The organism is Pseudomonas migulae NBRC 103157 (assembly GCF_002091715.1).
GTDB lineage: Bacteria > Pseudomonadota > Gammaproteobacteria > Pseudomonadales > Pseudomonadaceae > Aquipseudomonas > Aquipseudomonas migulae_A.
Map to the genome: position 1 here is coordinate 73,850 of NZ_BDAG01000008.1, position 14,503 is coordinate 88,352.

Annotated in this window: 14 protein-coding genes and 1 pseudogene; 14 read left to right on the plus strand and 1 reads right to left on the minus strand. The window is 60.8% G+C overall.

From position 1 onward, the window contains the following. The first annotated feature begins 167 nt into the window (after positions 1 to 167). The 10 genes and pseudogenes from cbiE (at position 168) to PMI01S_RS08540 (ending at position 9,212) form a co-directional block, all read left to right on the plus strand. A complete protein-coding gene (cbiE, locus tag PMI01S_RS08495) occupies positions 168 to 1,379 on the plus strand; it encodes a precorrin-6y C5,15-methyltransferase (decarboxylating) subunit CbiE (RefSeq protein ID WP_084319214.1) in 1,212 nt (403 codons plus the stop codon). Beyond that, positions 1,372 to 2,469: a cobalt-precorrin-5B (C(1))-methyltransferase gene (locus tag PMI01S_RS08500; protein WP_084319216.1), complete on the plus strand. Its 1,098-nt coding sequence runs from the start codon at positions 1,372 to 1,374 to the stop codon at positions 2,467 to 2,469. Before cbiE ends, PMI01S_RS08500 begins: the two co-directional genes overlap by 8 nt. Then, complete coding sequence (locus tag PMI01S_RS08505) at positions 2,466 to 3,194, plus strand: cobalt-precorrin-6A reductase (protein WP_084319218.1); 729 nt, start codon at positions 2,466 to 2,468, stop codon at positions 3,192 to 3,194. Before PMI01S_RS08500 ends, PMI01S_RS08505 begins: the two co-directional genes overlap by 4 nt. Positions 3,195 to 3,384: 190 nt before the next feature. After that, a pseudogene (locus PMI01S_RS08510) lies at positions 3,385 to 3,687 on the plus strand (type II toxin-antitoxin system RelE/ParE family toxin). Positions 3,688 to 3,690: 3 nt separating this feature from the next. After that, on the plus strand, positions 3,691 to 3,981 hold the full coding sequence (locus PMI01S_RS08515; RefSeq protein ID WP_084319219.1) for an addiction module antidote protein: 291 nt from the start codon (positions 3,691 to 3,693) through the stop codon (positions 3,979 to 3,981). Positions 3,982 to 4,080: 99 nt separating this feature from the next. Then, on the plus strand, positions 4,081 to 4,479 hold the full coding sequence (locus tag PMI01S_RS08520) for a DUF2946 domain-containing protein (protein ID WP_084319221.1): 399 nt from the start codon (positions 4,081 to 4,083) through the stop codon (positions 4,477 to 4,479). Positions 4,480 to 4,527: 48 nt separating this feature from the next. Then, positions 4,528 to 5,007, plus strand: a complete 480-nt coding sequence (locus PMI01S_RS08525) for a copper chaperone PCu(A)C (RefSeq protein ID WP_084319223.1) — start codon at positions 4,528 to 4,530, stop codon at positions 5,005 to 5,007. 21 nt (positions 5,008 to 5,028) lie between these two features. Continuing rightward, on the plus strand, positions 5,029 to 5,487 hold the full coding sequence (locus PMI01S_RS08530; protein ID WP_084319225.1) for a DUF2946 domain-containing protein: 459 nt from the start codon (positions 5,029 to 5,031) through the stop codon (positions 5,485 to 5,487). A 102-nt stretch (positions 5,488 to 5,589) separates the two neighbouring features. Beyond that, on the plus strand, positions 5,590 to 7,707 hold the full coding sequence (locus PMI01S_RS08535) for a TonB-dependent copper receptor (RefSeq protein WP_084319227.1): 2,118 nt from the start codon (positions 5,590 to 5,592) through the stop codon (positions 7,705 to 7,707). A gap of 128 nt (positions 7,708 to 7,835) precedes the next feature. Beyond that, complete coding sequence (locus PMI01S_RS08540; RefSeq protein WP_084319228.1) at positions 7,836 to 9,212, plus strand: PepSY-associated TM helix domain-containing protein; 1,377 nt, start codon at positions 7,836 to 7,838, stop codon at positions 9,210 to 9,212. A gap of 13 nt (positions 9,213 to 9,225) precedes the next feature. On the opposite strand, the gene PMI01S_RS08545 is transcribed toward PMI01S_RS08540, so the two are convergent. After that, positions 9,226 to 9,585 carry a hypothetical protein gene (locus tag PMI01S_RS08545; RefSeq protein WP_084319230.1) on the minus strand — a complete coding sequence of 120 codons (360 nt, stop codon included), beginning with the start codon at positions 9,583 to 9,585 and terminating at the stop codon, positions 9,226 to 9,228. A 484-nt stretch (positions 9,586 to 10,069) separates the two neighbouring features. On the opposite strand from PMI01S_RS08545, the gene PMI01S_RS08550 reads away from it, so the two are divergent. The 4 genes from PMI01S_RS08550 (at position 10,070) to urtA (ending at position 14,400) form a co-directional block, all read left to right on the plus strand. Beyond that, positions 10,070 to 10,858 (plus strand): ABC transporter ATP-binding protein, encoded by a 789-nt coding sequence (locus PMI01S_RS08550; protein ID WP_084319232.1) that lies wholly within the window; start codon positions 10,070 to 10,072, stop codon positions 10,856 to 10,858. Continuing rightward, positions 10,855 to 11,802 (plus strand): ABC transporter substrate-binding protein, encoded by a 948-nt coding sequence (locus PMI01S_RS08555; RefSeq protein ID WP_084319234.1) that lies wholly within the window; start codon positions 10,855 to 10,857, stop codon positions 11,800 to 11,802. Before PMI01S_RS08550 ends, PMI01S_RS08555 begins: the two co-directional genes overlap by 4 nt. Next, positions 11,799 to 12,809, plus strand: coding sequence for a FecCD family ABC transporter permease (locus tag PMI01S_RS08560; protein ID WP_084319236.1), 1,011 nt, complete (start codon positions 11,799 to 11,801; stop codon positions 12,807 to 12,809). Before PMI01S_RS08555 ends, PMI01S_RS08560 begins: the two co-directional genes overlap by 4 nt. 325 nt (positions 12,810 to 13,134) lie before the next feature. After that, positions 13,135 to 14,400 carry an urea ABC transporter substrate-binding protein gene (urtA, locus tag PMI01S_RS08565; protein WP_084319238.1) on the plus strand — a complete coding sequence of 422 codons (1,266 nt, stop codon included), beginning with the start codon at positions 13,135 to 13,137 and terminating at the stop codon, positions 14,398 to 14,400. Positions 14,401 to 14,503 lie beyond the last annotated feature (103 nt).

Consider the following 14,503-nt stretch of genomic DNA (forward strand, 5'->3'; position numbering starts at 1 on the left):
AGGTTGAATTCCCTTCGCTTAAAAAAGCTCGAGTGCATTCAACAGAAATTTCACCGACTGCCAGCAGGCGAATGCAATCGACACCGCGCTATGATGCGCAGCGGCGCAGGTCAAGACAGACCTGAACGCTGCGATGATTTGGCATCGGTTGATCGAAGAGGAACAGCATGACCCCGTGGCTGACAGTGGTAGGTATCGGAGAAGACGGCTTCAAGGGCCTGGGTAAAAACGCCCGTCACGCCTTGCTCCGCGCCTCCAGGATCGTCGGCGCCCAACGCCAGCTGGATCTGCTGTCGCCCTGCATTCGCGGCGAACGCGAACTCTGGCCCAGTCCGTTCTCCCTCGATGCGGTGCTGGCCCGACGTGGCGAACCGGTTTGCGTGCTGGCCAGCGGTGACCCGATGTTCTTCGGCGTCGGCGCCAGCCTTGCCCGGCTATTGCCCAGCGATGAAATGCAGATTCTGCCGGCGCCCTCTTCCTGCTCTCTGGCTGCCGCGCGCATGGGCTGGCCGTTGCAGGACGTGGTGACGTTGTCCATGGTTGCCCGCCCGATCGCGGCGCTCAACGCGCAGTTGTTCAGCGGCATCCGTTTGCTGGTGCTGTGCAACGACGGCCAAAGCCCCGCCGCGATTGCCGCGTTGTTGCGCGAGCGTGGCTTCGGGCCGAGCCGCCTCAGTGTGCTGGAACATATGGGCGGTGAAGCCGAACGGCGCGTCGATGGCGTCGCCCGCGATTGGGCCGATCCGGTGATCGCCGATCTGAATCTGGTCGCCATCGAATGCATCGCTGAACCCGGTGCGCCGCGCCTGTCACGATTGGCTGGCTTGCCGGACTCGGCGTTCAAGCACGACGGCCAATTGACCAAGCGCGACGTGCGCGCAATCACCCTAGCGCGCCTGGCCCCGGTGCCCGGTGAACTGCTGTGGGACGTCGGTGCCGGCAGCGGCTCGATCGGCATCGAATGGATGCGTGCCCACCCGAGTTGCCGGGCTCTGGCCATCGAGGCCGATGAAGGACGGCAACTGCTGATCGAGCAAAACCGCGACGCGCTGGGCGTACCCGGCCTGCAACTGATACGCGGCAAGGCGCCACAAGCCCTCGCCGGACTCGAGCGCCCGGATGCGATCTTCATCGGTGGCGGAGTCACTCGCGAGGGTGTGCTGGACACTTGCTGGGCTCAGCTGAAACCCGGTGGTCGACTGATCGCCAACGCCGTCACGCTGCAAAGTGAAATGGCCCTGATGGCCTGGCGCGAGCAGCACGGCGGCGAGTTGACGCGCATCCACATCGCCCAGGCGCAACCGTTGGGCGACTTCGACACCTGGCGCCAGGCGCTGCCGATTACCTTGCTGGACGTGGTCAAACCTTTCGATGCGTGACGAAACCGCCGAACAACCCGCACCGCTGCGCAGCGGCCTCACGACGGGCAGTTGCGCCACCGCGACTAGCCTCGCGGCTGCTCGCCTGCTACTCGGCGGCGAGTGCGCGGACGCCGTGAACATCGTCTTGCCCAAAGGCAAGCAGGTGCAAATGCGTCTGGAGTTCTGTCGACTCCTGGATGACGGCGCCGAGGCCGGCACGATCAAGGATGCCGGCGACGATCCGGACGTGACCCACGGCGCACTGCTGTTCTCCCAAGTGCGATTGAACGCCGAACCGGGCATTCGTTTCAGTGCCGGCCGTGGTGTGGGCACGGTCACCCGGCCAGGCCTGGTGTTGGCGGTCGGCGAACCGGCGATCAACCCGGTCCCGCGCAAGATGATCACCGACCACCTGACCTTGCTCGCTGAGGAACTCGGTTATCGCGGCGGTTTCGAGGTTACGGTGAACGTCGAGGGCGGCGAGGCGCTGGCGTTGAAAACCATGAATCCACGGCTGGGCATTCTCGGTGGCTTGTCGATCCTGGGTACCAGCGGCATCGTTCGGCCGTTTTCCTGCGCGGCTTACATTGCCTCGATCCATCAGGGCATCGATGTGGCGAAAACCAATGGTTACCTGCACATCGCCGCGTGCACCGGCAACGCCAGCGAAGACACCATGCGCCGCGTCTACGACTTGCCGGAAATCGCCTTGATCGAAATGGGCGATTTCGTCGGCGCCGTACTCAAGCATCTGCGCAAAGTGCCTGTGGATAAACTCAGCCTGTGCGGCGGCTTCGGCAAGATCAGCAAACTGGCAGCCGGGCACATGGACCTGCACAGTCGGCATTCGAGCATCGACCTGCCGCAACTGGCTGAATGGGCGGCAACGGTCGGGGCAGATCAAGCGTTGCAGCAAGCGATCCGCGAGGCCAATACCAGTCAGCAAGCGCTGGCGATGGCCAACGCGGCCGGCATCGCACTCGGCGATGCGGTGTGCCGGCACGCGCTGGCGTTTGCGCGCAGCGTGGTGCCGGCGCAGGTTCAGGTTGAAGTATTTGCCATCGATCGCCAGGGCGGGATTGTTGGCCATGCGGGAGTTTTCCAATGAAGCGCATTTTGCTGCTCGGTGGCGTGACGGAAGCGCTGGCGATCGCCCGTACGCTTGGACCGGAACACCTCTACAGCCTGGCCGGCGTCGGTCGAGTGCCGACCGATCTGAATTGCCAGGTGCGCGTCGGCGGCTATGGCGGTGCAGAGGGACTGGCGCAGTTCATCCGCGACGAAGGGATTGATCTGCTGCTGGACGCGACGCATCCGTACGCAGCACAAATCAGCCAGAACGCTGCGACCGCCGCACAGCTGACCGGCATTCCCTGCTGGGCATTCAGGCGTCCGGCCTGGCAGCCGCAAGCAGGGGACGACTGGCGCGAAGTCAGCGACTGGGCCGGGTTGATCGACGCGCTCAAACCGTTCCGGCGACCACTGTTCACCCTCGGCCGTGAACCCTTGCAACATCTGCAGGAAATCCCGCCAGAGCAATTCTGGACGTTGCGCGCACTGGATGTTTATCCGGGCAACGAGCGCTGCGAAGTGATAGGCGCACGCGGACCGTTCCTGATCGACGATGAACGTGAGCTGTTTGAACGTCGGCAGATTGATGTGCTGATCAGCAAGAACAGCGGCAGCACCGCCACCGAGCCGAAACTGGAAGTGGCGCGGGAACGGGGGGTGCCGGTGTTGGTGTTGAAGCGGCCGGTGTTGCCGGGGGTGGATCGGGAGTTTGGAAGCGTGGATGACCTGCTAATTGCCTTATCTGTGTCGGACGTTTCTTGAGACCTGTAGCTCCTTGTGACTTTGCCCGCAACACTTCAGGAAAGAGCCGACTGTATCTCCAATAGCTTCAATCCTATATTCCCATTCTTTTGATTCTACCAAGCACAACGACTCGATTCTTGAGGAACGACCCACCACGACTCGAGAAAGGGCTGCTTGCCAATATGTATCCCAAGGAATACGATCCAGCATGATCGACTTCAAACGATCCAGCGCATTTGCCGATTGGCTCGACTCACTCAGAGACACCATTGGATAAGCCCGGATCATCGCCAGGCTCCGAGCTGCCGAACATTGAAATTTTGGCGATTGCGAACCTGTAGGCGAATCTGTCTATGAAATGCGTGTTCATCATGGTCCGGGCTACAGGATGTACTTCACTCGTCGAGGCGAAGTGGTTTACCTGCTTTTGGTGGGGGGCGACAAGTCGACTCAAAAACGCGATATCAATCGCGCCATTCAAATGGCGCAAAACATCGGTAATGAGGAGTAGATCATGGCCGAGCAATTCACCCGCTTCGATGCCGCCGAATTTCTCAAATCGCCAGAAGAAATGGCGGCTTATCTGGATGCATGCTTTGAAGAAGATGCCGGCGATGGAGTACTGATACGCGCGGCACTCAACGATATAGCCAGAGCACAGGGCATGACACAGGTTGCACGTGATGCAGGCCTTGGTCGTGAAAGCTTGTACAAAGCATTGAGCAGCACTGGCAATCCGGAGTTCGCGACTATCATGAAGGTTATGAAAGCTTTGGGTCTGCGTCTGCATGCCACTGTGATCTGACTGCGCTGCGACACCAAACCGCACGCCGCTTTTTTACTTATCGGCACTGATCAGGCTAAATAGCCGCGCCTGATCGCCCACCCAACCGGATCTGTCCCCATGTCCCGACAACGGCTCGCATTTGCCTGGATAGCCTGCTTCGCAGTGCTGTTCAACATGCTCGCCATGCCGATGACCGGAGCGATGACGCAGACGGCGAAATCGCCCGCCGAGCAGGTGTTGTGGGGTAGTTTCTGTTCGTCCACTGGCACGAAGATGGTGGCGATTTCCCTGGGGACGCTTGAGCAGAAAGCGCCGCAGAACGACGATCATTCCAACATGCAGCATTGCTGGTGCTGCTCCGGCTCAGCGCCGCTGGTGGCGTTGCCCGGGCATGTGCCGCCGTTGTCCTTCGCGCGTTTCGATGCCAATCGAAGCCTGCCCGCCGACTCTCTCGATACACCTACACCACGCCAGCAATGGCCGAGTCTCAACCCCCGCGCTTCCCCTCTGGTGTGATTCCTTCTCGCAATTGACCTGCGTCTTGAATCGCTCTGGAGAACTGCCATGTTGAACAAACTCATCGTTCTGGCTGCGTTGCTGCTGCCTGCCTGCTTTGCCAATGCCCATGAATACAAGACAGGAGAACTGGAGATCGCTCATCCGTGGTCGCAGGAATTGCCACCGAATGCGCCGACCGTTGCGGCTTATTTCGTGATTCAGAACCACGGTAAAACCGCGGACAAATTGCTCGGCGTCGACTCGCCGATTGCAGGGATCGCCCAGTTGCACGAGCACGTGATGCAGAACGATCTGATGAAAATGCAGCAGGTGCCGAGCGTCGAGATTCCAGGCGGTGGCGACGTCACGTTTGCACCGATGGCGTATCACGTCATGCTGCTGGAACTGAAAGACCGCAGCCTGCTGAGCGACGGCAAGCGTTTCCCGCTGACGATGCATTTCGAGAAATCCGGTGATGTGACCGTCGAGGTCACGGTGCAGAAAAAAGCGCCGGACGGCATGCAAGTGCACGCGCACAACCCGTAATCGCCAGAGCTGAATACGCCCATGCGCGCGCTTAGCGCCAGGTCATCCGCTTCCCGCCGTCAGCCCCTGAGCCTGACCCACGGCAGCTGGATCAGCCTGTTCGCCATGTTGATGATCTTCATCGGCCCGCTGATTTCTCAGTCGATGCCGATGAATCAGCGCGCCTCCGCTCTGATGGAAGCATCCATGAACATGTCGATAGACATGCCCATGGACATGCCGGCAATGGAACACGGCGACCACGGCGCGCAAGCCGCCGCCGAGCATTGCCCGCCCAAGACGTCTCATCACGCTGTCTGGGAAAAGTGCGGCTATTGCAGCCTGCTGTTCAATTGCCCGGCACTGACGGGTGGCCAGTCCTTCATTGCATTCGATACACCCACAGCCACTACCTTCACCACCCCTGCCACTCGCCTGGGCCACGCCCGGCAAACCTTCTTCCCCGGCGCCCGTACCCGCGCACCACCCATCGTCGCGTAAACACCTCCCCAATTTCACACGGTCCGCAAGACAGGTTCGCTCCCACAGGGAATTGCGAAGGCTGCCGGCCGTGTCGTTTACGACTGTTCGATGGAAATTGTCATGTCCAGGTTTTCTGCTGACACACGCTTGAGCGCCGCCCAAGCTTCTTTTGCCCTGAACGAAACACGCGTTCGTTTCAGGCACGCCACCGCCGTTCTTTGCGGCGCACTGCTGACACCGATGGTGCTGGCCGATGATCACGCCGGCCACAATGAAGAACTGAGCCCGACGGTGATCACCGCCGTCGCACCGAGTTCACCGCTGACCATCGTCACCAACCCCAAAGACCCACGCCAACCGGTTCCGGCCAGCGACGGTGGTGACTACTTGAAGACCATCCCCGGCTTCGCCCTGGTGCGCAATGGCGGCACCAACGGTGACCCGGTGCTGCGCGGCATGTTCGGCTCGCGCCTGAACATCCTCACCAATGGCGGCCAGATGCTCGGCGCCTGCCCCGGCCGGATGGACGCGCCAACCTCCTACATCTCACCGGAAACCTACGACAAACTCACCGTCATCAAAGGCCCGCAAACCGTACTGTGGGGGCCGGGCGCGTCGGCTGGCACCATCCTGTTCGACCGGGAGCCGGAAAGCTTCGGCGAACTCGGTACCCGAGTGAATGCCAGCGTATTGGCCGGTTCCAACGGCCGCTTCGACAAAGTGGTGGATGCTGCCGCCGGCGGCCCGCTGGGTTACGTGCGAGTGATCGGCAACACCGCGCATTCCGACGACTACCGCGACGGCAACAACGACACCGTGGCATCGCGCTACGACAAGTGGAACGGTGACGTCGCCGTTGGCTGGACCCCGGACGCCGACACGCTTCTGGAACTCACCGCGGGCAAGGGCGACGGCGAAGCCCGTTACGCCGGACGCGGTATGGATGGCGCGCAATTCAAGCGCGAAAGCCTCGGCTTGCGTTTCGAGAAATCCGATATCGGCGACGTGCTCGACAAGGTCGAAGCACAGATCTACTACAACTACGCCGACCACGTGATGGACAACTACACCCTGCGTACCCCGTCCGGCACCGGGATGATGGCTGGGCCGATGGCCTCCAGTGTCGATCGGCGAACCCTCGGTGCGCGGATCAAGGGCACCTGGCGCTGGGCCGATGTGCAATTGATCAGCGGCATCGACGCGCAGACCAGCGAACACCGCAAGCGCAGCGCCATGGGCATCGATACCTACAAGGATCTGCCACGCAACAAGGACGCCGACTTCCACAACTACGGCGTTTTCAGCGAACTGACCTGGTACGCCGCCGACCGCGACCGACTGATTACCGGTGCGCGACTGGACCGCGCTTCGGCTAAAGACTTCCGCCAGACCACGGGGTCCGCAATGATGACCCGGCGCAACCCGACTGCCGACGACACTCGCGCCGACACCCTGCCAAGCGGCTTCATCCGTTACGAGCATGATCTGGCCGACAGCCCGACCACGCTGTACGCCGGTCTCGGTCACACCCAGCGTTTTCCGGATTACTGGGAGTTGTTTTCGCCCAACTCCGGGCCCGCCGGTTCGGTGAATGCCTTCGATTCGATCAAGCCCGAGAAAACCACTCAGCTCGACTTCGGCCTGCAGTACAAGAACGAAGACCTCGAAGCCTGGGCCTCGGGTTATGTCGGGCAGGTGCGCGATTACATCCTGTTCAACTACACGCCGGGAATGATGGGCATGACCTCGCAAGCCGAGAACATCGACGCGCGGATCATGGGCGGTGAACTCGGTGCGGCCTACAAGCTGACGTCGAACTGGAAGGCCGATGCGACCCTCGCCTACGCCTGGGGCAAAAACAGCAGCGACGGCAACGCGTTGCCGCAAATGCCGCCGCTGGATGCGCGTTTCGGCCTGACCTACAGCGAAGACAACTGGAGCGCCGGTGCACTGTGGAGAGTGGTCGCCGCGCAAAATCGTATCGATCAGAACAAGGGCAACGTGGTCGGCAAGGACTTCGACAAGACCTCGGGTTTCGGCGTGTTTTCGCTCAACGGTGCGTACCGGATCAACAAGAACTGGAAGGTCAGCAGCGGCGTCGACAACCTGTTCGGCAAGGCGTACGCCGAGCATTTGAACCTGGCCGGCAACGCCGGTTTCGGCTACCCGGCCAATGACCCGCAGGCCATCAAAGAACCGGGGCGCACGCTCTGGACCAAGGTGGACATGAGTTTCTAACAAAAAGTCAAAAGATCGAAGGCTTCGCCAGCTCCTACATTGGCACGCGTAGACCCGTAGGAGCTGTCGAGTAAAACGAGGCTGCGATCTTTTCCAAGACAATTGATTCGCCAAGCGGAGCACAACTGATGAAACAGCCCAAACCGAATTTCTACAACCTGGCCTGGCGCTGGCATTTCTATGCCGGTCTGTTCGTCGCGCCTTTCATGGTGATGCTGGCCCTGACCGGCGTCATTTACCTGTTCAAACCGCAACTCGATCCGCTGATGTACGGCAGCCTGATGAACGTCCCGGCCGGCCACCACAGCGTCCCGGCCGACGACCTGCTCACACGGGTAAAAGAGGCTTATCCACACGCGACGATCAAACAGTATCTGCCGCCGATCAACGCCGAACGCAGCGCGCAGTTTGTCCTGCTCAATGCGGGTAGTGAGTTGAATGTTTTTGTCGATCCGTATCACGGCGACATCCTCGGCGAGCAAGACGCGAAGAAGAATCTGCAAGCCGTTGCCCGCGCGATCCACGGTGAATTGATGATCGGCACGGTCGGTGATCGGCTGGTCGAACTCGCCGCTGGCTGGGGCATTGTGCTCGTGGTTTCCGGGGTGTTCCTGTGGTGGCCGCGAGGTCAGGCCGCCGGCATCTTGTGGCCGCGTTTGAGCAGTCGCGGTCGCGTGCTGTGGCGCGACCTGCACGCCGTCACCGGTTTCTGGGGCGCCGCGTTTCTGTTGGTGATGCTGCTGAGCGGCATGACCTGGACCGGGTTCTGGGGCAAACAATACGCCGGCGTCTGGAACGTGTTCCCGGACGCCATGTGGAATGACATGCCCAAGTCCGACGTCGAGGCCCGCAGCCTCAACACCGCCACCCGCCAGACCGTGCCTTGGGCGATGGAAAACACACCGATGCCGATGTCCGGTGACCACGCCGAACACATGGCCCACAGTGGTGCGCAAGCCGGCCCTGCGGCGCCGACCATCAGCCTGCAGGACGTGCAGAACATCGCCGAACAGCGCAAGGTCGAGCCGGGTAACAGCATCACGTTCCCGACCACCGCCACCGGCGTATTCACCATCGCAGTATTCGCCGACGACCCGCGCAACGACGCCACCCTGCACGTCGATCAATACACCGGCAACGTCCTCGCCGATGTGCGCTTCGAGCACTACGGCACCGTCGCCCGCGCCACGGAAATCGGCGTGATGCTCCACGAAGGCAAGATGTTCGGCGTGTTCAACCAGATCATCGTGCTACTGATCTGCCTGATGATTCTGCTCAGCGCCGTCAGCGGCGTGGTGATCTGGTGGAAACGTCGGCCACGAGGCAAGTTCGGTGTTCCGCCGTTGCGCCATGACCTGCCGAAATGGAAAACCGGAGTGGCGATCATGCTGGTGCTGGCAGTGGCGTTTCCGTTGGTGGGGGCTTCGTTGGTGGTGGTCTGGTTGCTGGACCGCGTGCTGCTGACACGCCTGAACCGGCAAGCCGAGCCTGATTCAGCGGCTTGAATGAGGACCTGTCTCAGGGCCAGCGTTCCCGCTGGCCCTGTCCAGTTTGATCGACTTGACAGGGCCCAACCTGCAACTCGCCGTTGCAGTTGTGGACGTTTGCCAACTCGGCTTTTTCGATATCCCAGGAAAGATTAGGGATGCCTCCGCCGTACCAGTTTTCGCAGGTAAGCGTGATTCGACACTGGCCGTTCTCAAGGTCGACCAGCATCGGTGTAATCTGATCCGGCGCGGCCGCACGGACATAGGTTTTGCAGCTTTTGCTGACCGGATTCTGCTGCCACATGCTGAGGCAGTCTTGCTCTGCCAATAGCGCTGCACCGTTCAAAAAAAGCAAAAAACCGATCGCTCTGGTGACACCTGACACCCGCATGATCAGTCCCCCTTTTACTGTCGACAGGGTTTGAAACTAAAGCTGCCGGGGTTTTCGGTCTACTGTCAGAAGTGATAGTCCACTAGATCGTCTAGCGATTAAAAACCCGTCGACTAGACCAAGCTGAATCCCCCTCATCTTCATCATGAAGCAGGCGAGATGCGCGATTTAGAAGGGTCTGTAGACTTCGGGCGCTTATCGCACGCTCATCTTTAGTGTTACTGTATAACGCAAGCGCGCCGCCCAACCCGCAGTCCCGACCACGGCGGGCTCACGCCGAACTTCACCGCCCTGGAAACGCCCGCCAGTGTCGAAAGCCTGACTGGCGAGCGACATGGCCAAGCGGAACGCGCGGGCGGTTTACATGCGCATAGCCAATACAATGAGGGGCAGCAGTGGATTCTGGGGGAGCTGCGGTCGTTTTTCGTCACGGCTGATTACACCTTTTTATTCAAGGCATCACCGCACATTTCAGAGTTAACGCATGACCTCGCTGAACCTCACAAACCTCGCCTGGACACCCCTGGGCCACGGCCACTGTCATCACCAGTTCCAGCTGCGTGATGCCTCGTTGCACGTGGCCGTCGGTGAATTCGTCGGGTTGATCGGCCCCAACGGCAGCGGCAAGACCAGCCTGCTGCGGTGTGCTTACCGCTTCAGCAAACCGGAGAGCGGTGAGGTAAAACTCGATCACCAAAACGTCTGGAAGCAGTCCTCCCGTTGGTGCGCGCAACGCATTGCCGTGGTGTTGCAGGAATTCCCCGACGCCTTCGGCCTGACCGTCGATGAAGTGGTCGCCATGGGTCGCACACCGCACAAAGGCCTGTTCGACGGCGACACGCAGGAGGACCGGACCCTTGCGACTCGAGCATTGGAATCGGTTGGATTGAAAGGCTTCGAAGACCACGCGTTCGCCACCCTCTCCGGCGGTGAAAAACAGCGGGTTATCCTCGCTCGCGCCCTGGCCCAGCAACCGCAAGTGCTGATCCTCGACGAGCCGACCAACCACCTCGACCCACGCTATCAACTGGAGCTGTTGCAGCTGGTCAAGCGCCTGAAGATCGGCACACTGGCCAGCATCCACGACCTCAATCTCGCCGCCGCTTTCTGCGACCGGCTGTACGTGATCAATCACGGCCGCATCGTTGCCAGCGGCACACCGAAAGAAGTCCTGACCGCCCCGCTGCTGCGTGATGTGTTCGGCGTCGAAGCGCTGATCGATGAACACCCTCTGCACGGCTACCCACGAATCACCTGGATAACCCAACCATGACTTTGCGTTCCCTGCTGTGCGTTGCTCTGATGCTGGGCAGTGCCCAAGCGTTTGCCGAGGCGACGAAATATCCGCTGACGATCCAGAGCTGCAACCGCGATGTAACCTTCGCGCAAGCACCAAAACACGCGGTCAGTCACGACATCAACATGACCCAGATGATGCTCGCCCTCGGCCTCAAGCCGAGCATGGCCGGCTACAGCGGCGTCACCGGCTGGAAATCGGTCACGCCCCAGATGCAGACCATCCTCGACGGCCTGCCGGAGCTGGCAGCGAAGTACCCGTCGGTGGAAACCCTGCTCAACGCCAACGTCGATTTCTTCTTTGCCGGTTGGGACTACGGCATGCGCGTGGGCGGTGATCTCACGCCGCAGACGCTGCAGCCGCTGGGCATCAACGTCTACGAGCTGACCGAGTCTTGCGCCTTCGTGATGAAGCGCCCGGCCGCCACGCTGGAGGACACTTACAACGACCTGCGCAACCTCGGCAAAATCTTCGACGTGCAGGATCGTGCCAATGCCTTGATCGCCCGAATGCAGGCGCAAGTTGCAGACGTGCGCAAGGATCTGCCGGCCAACAAACCGCGGGTATTCCTGTATGACAGTGGCGAAGACCGCGCCATGACCTCCGGCCGTCTCGGCATGCCGCAAGCACTGATCGACGCGGCGGGCGGGCGCAATATTCTGGATGACACCGAAGCGAGCTGGACCCGCGTGAATTGGGAAAACGTGGTCGAGCGCAATCCGCAGGTGATCGTGATCGTCGACTACGGCGAGGTCACCGCCGAACAGAAGGAGCAATTCCTGCTCAGCAACAAGGCGCTGCAATCAGTGGACGCGATCAAGAACCAGCGCTTCATTGTGATCCCGTATGTGCAGGCCACACCGGGCATCGATAACGTGCTGACGGTCGAAACCCTGGCCAAGGGTTTCCACGGCGAATGATCAGTCGTCGCTACGCTTTGTTGCTGATTGCCCTCGGCGCACTGTTGCTGGTGTCGTGCGTGGTGTCGCTGGGCTTTGGTCCGGCGCGAGTGCCGGTGGAGGTGGTGTGGAAGATTGTGCTGCACAAGGCGTTCGGTTTCGGTGACGTGAGCTGGACGGCCGGGCAGGAACATATCGTGTGGTTGATCCGCGTGCCGCGCATGTTGCTCGGCGCGTTGGTGGGCGCTGGCCTGGCGTTGATCGGCGCGGTGCTGCAAGCGGTAACGCGCAATCCGCTGGCCGATCCGCATCTGCTCGGGGTGACGTCCGGCGCGACACTTGGCGCTGTAATCGTGGTGCTGCATATCGGTGAAATCGTCGGCCTGCTGACCTTGCCGATCGCTGCGTTTATCGGCGCGCTGCTGAGCATGCTGATCGTGCTGGTGATCGCCAACCGCAACGGTCGGCTGGACAGTGATCGACTGCTGTTGTGCGGCGTGGCGGTGTCATTCGTGATGATGGCGATCGCTAACCTGTTGCTGTTTCTCGGCGATCACCGTGCCAGTTCGGCGGTGATGTTCTGGATGCTTGGCGGGCTCGGACTGGCACGCTGGGAATTGCTCGCGGTGCCGGCAGCGAGCGTGTTGCTTGGGTTGGTTTTGTTGCTGGGCATGGCGCGACCGTTGAATGCGTTGATGGCGGGTGAACAGACAGCCGTGACCCTCGGGCTCAACGCCCGCACCGTGCGCTTGCGGGTGTTTTTGATTGCGTCGTTGATGACGGGAGTGCTGGTGTCGATCAGTGGGTCGATCGGGTTTGTCGGGTTGATGGTGCCGCACATTGCACGCCGATTGGTCGGGGCGGAGCACCGGCGATTGCTGCCGGTGTGCGTGTTGCTCGGCAGCATCTTCCTGGTCTGGGTCGATGTCGCCGCTCGCACGCTCATTGCTCCCGAAGACCTGCCCATCGGCGTCGCCACCGCTGCCATCGGCGGCTTGTTCTTCATCGGCCTCATGCGCCGCCGCTGACACACAGATCAAAACGGTGGGAGCGGGCTCGCTCGCGAAGAGGGTGTGTCAGACAGCATAAATGGCGACTGACACGCGCTCTTCGCGAGCAAGCCCGCTCCCACCGTTGATCTGTGTTGCCCGCAAGACCTGCGCCCCAATGTGGCGCACCCCTTCGCACCAATTCGCCAGACGCGATCCTTCATGGTGCGCCACCCGAACTTCGCGGCCGCTCTAATACGACATTTCCCTGCCTTTTTCCGACTGGGCACAGCCCTTGCAAAACAGCCTTCAGTAGTCCGCATCTGCCAACCAAGAAAACTCATAAGTTCATGGAGATCGCACAATGAAGCGTCGCAGCTTGATCAAGGCTTTCACACTTTCGGCAAGCATTGCCGCGATGGGCTTGACCTGGACCGTCCAGGCCGCCGAGACCATCAAGGTCGGTATTCTGCATTCGTTGTCCGGCACCATGGCGATCTCTGAAACGTCGCTCAAGGACATGGCGTTGATGACCATCGACGAGATCAACGCCAAGGGCGGTGTGAACGGCAAGCTGCTGGAACCGGTGGTGGTCGACCCGGCGTCGAACTGGCCGCTGTTCGCAGAAAAAGGCCGGCAGTTGCTGACCCAGGACAAGGTCGCCGTGGTATTCGGCTGCTGGACTTCCGTGTCGCGTAAATCGGTATTGCCGGTGTTCGAAGAACTCAACGGCCTGCTGTTCTACCCGGTGCAATATGAAGGCGAAGAGATGTCGCCAAACGTGTTCTACACCGGCGCCGCGCCGAACCAGCAGGCGATCCCGGCCGTGGAATACCTCATGAGCGAAGAAGGCGGCAGCGCCAAGCGCTACTTCCTGCTCGGCACCGACTACGTCTACCCGCGCACCACCAACAAGATCCTGCGTTCGTTCCTGCACTCCAAAGGCGTGGCAGACAAGGACATCGAAGAGGTCTACACCCCGTTCGGCCACAGCGACTATCAAACCATCGTGGCCAACATCAAAAAATTCTCGGCCGGTGGCAAGACAGCGGTCATCTCCACCGTCAACGGCGACTCCAACGTGCCGTTTTATAAAGAGCTGGCCAACCAGGGCCTGAAAGCCACCGATGTGCCGGTCGTGGCGTTCTCGGTCGGCGAAGAAGAATTGCGCGGTATCGACACCAAACCGCTGGTGGGCAACCTCGCGGCGTGGAACTACTTCGAGTCGGTGGAGAACCCGACGAACAAGAAATTCGTCGCCGACTGGAAAGCCTACGCGAAGAAACACAACCTGCCGGGCGCCGACAAAGCGGTGACCAACGACCCGATGGAGGCCACCTACGTCGGCATTCACATGTGGGCGCAAGCGGCCGAAAAAGCCAAATCCACCGACGTCGACAAAGTCCGCGAGGCCCTCGCCGGCCAGACCTTTGCCGCGCCGTCCGGTTACACCCTGACCATGGACAAGACCAACCACCACTTGCACAAGCCGGTGATGATCGGCGAGATCCAGGCGGACGGTCAGTTCAACGTGGTATGGCAGACCGAAGGGCCGATCCGTGCCCAGCCGTGGAGCCCGTTCATTCCGGGTAACGACAAGAAGCCGGAGTATGCGGTGAAGAGCAACTAAGCCACTGGCACAACTCCTTTGTAGGAGCCGGCTTGCTGGCGATTGGCATCACGCGGTCTGCCTGATGGACCGCCATCGCCAGCAAGCCGGCTCCTACAGGGTC

Excerpts from the sequence above, each read along its gene's own strand:
- urtA (WP_084319238.1), top strand. The coding sequence starts at position 13,135 with ATGAAGCGTCGCAGCTTGATCAAGGCTTTCACACTTTCGGCAAGCATT.
- PMI01S_RS08545 (WP_084319230.1), bottom strand. The coding sequence starts at position 9,585 with ATGCGGGTGTCAGGTGTCACCAGAGCGATCGGTTTTTTGCTTTTTTTG.
- PMI01S_RS08535 (WP_084319227.1), top strand. The coding sequence starts at position 5,590 with ATGTCCAGGTTTTCTGCTGACACACGCTTGAGCGCCGCCCAAGCTTCT.
- PMI01S_RS08520 (WP_084319221.1), top strand. The coding sequence starts at position 4,081 with ATGTCCCGACAACGGCTCGCATTTGCCTGGATAGCCTGCTTCGCAGTG.
- PMI01S_RS08530 (WP_084319225.1), top strand. The coding sequence starts at position 5,029 with ATGCGCGCGCTTAGCGCCAGGTCATCCGCTTCCCGCCGTCAGCCCCTG.
- PMI01S_RS08560 (WP_084319236.1), top strand. The coding sequence starts at position 11,799 with ATGATCAGTCGTCGCTACGCTTTGTTGCTGATTGCCCTCGGCGCACTG.
- PMI01S_RS08505 (WP_084319218.1), top strand. The coding sequence starts at position 2,466 with ATGAAGCGCATTTTGCTGCTCGGTGGCGTGACGGAAGCGCTGGCGATC.
- PMI01S_RS08555 (WP_084319234.1), top strand. The coding sequence starts at position 10,855 with ATGACTTTGCGTTCCCTGCTGTGCGTTGCTCTGATGCTGGGCAGTGCC.
- PMI01S_RS08525 (WP_084319223.1), top strand. The coding sequence starts at position 4,528 with ATGTTGAACAAACTCATCGTTCTGGCTGCGTTGCTGCTGCCTGCCTGC.
- PMI01S_RS08515 (WP_084319219.1), top strand. The coding sequence starts at position 3,691 with ATGGCCGAGCAATTCACCCGCTTCGATGCCGCCGAATTTCTCAAATCG.
- cbiE (WP_084319214.1), top strand. The coding sequence starts at position 168 with ATGACCCCGTGGCTGACAGTGGTAGGTATCGGAGAAGACGGCTTCAAG.
- PMI01S_RS08500 (WP_084319216.1), top strand. The coding sequence starts at position 1,372 with ATGCGTGACGAAACCGCCGAACAACCCGCACCGCTGCGCAGCGGCCTC.
- PMI01S_RS08540 (WP_084319228.1), top strand. The coding sequence starts at position 7,836 with ATGAAACAGCCCAAACCGAATTTCTACAACCTGGCCTGGCGCTGGCAT.
- PMI01S_RS08550 (WP_084319232.1), top strand. The coding sequence starts at position 10,070 with ATGACCTCGCTGAACCTCACAAACCTCGCCTGGACACCCCTGGGCCAC.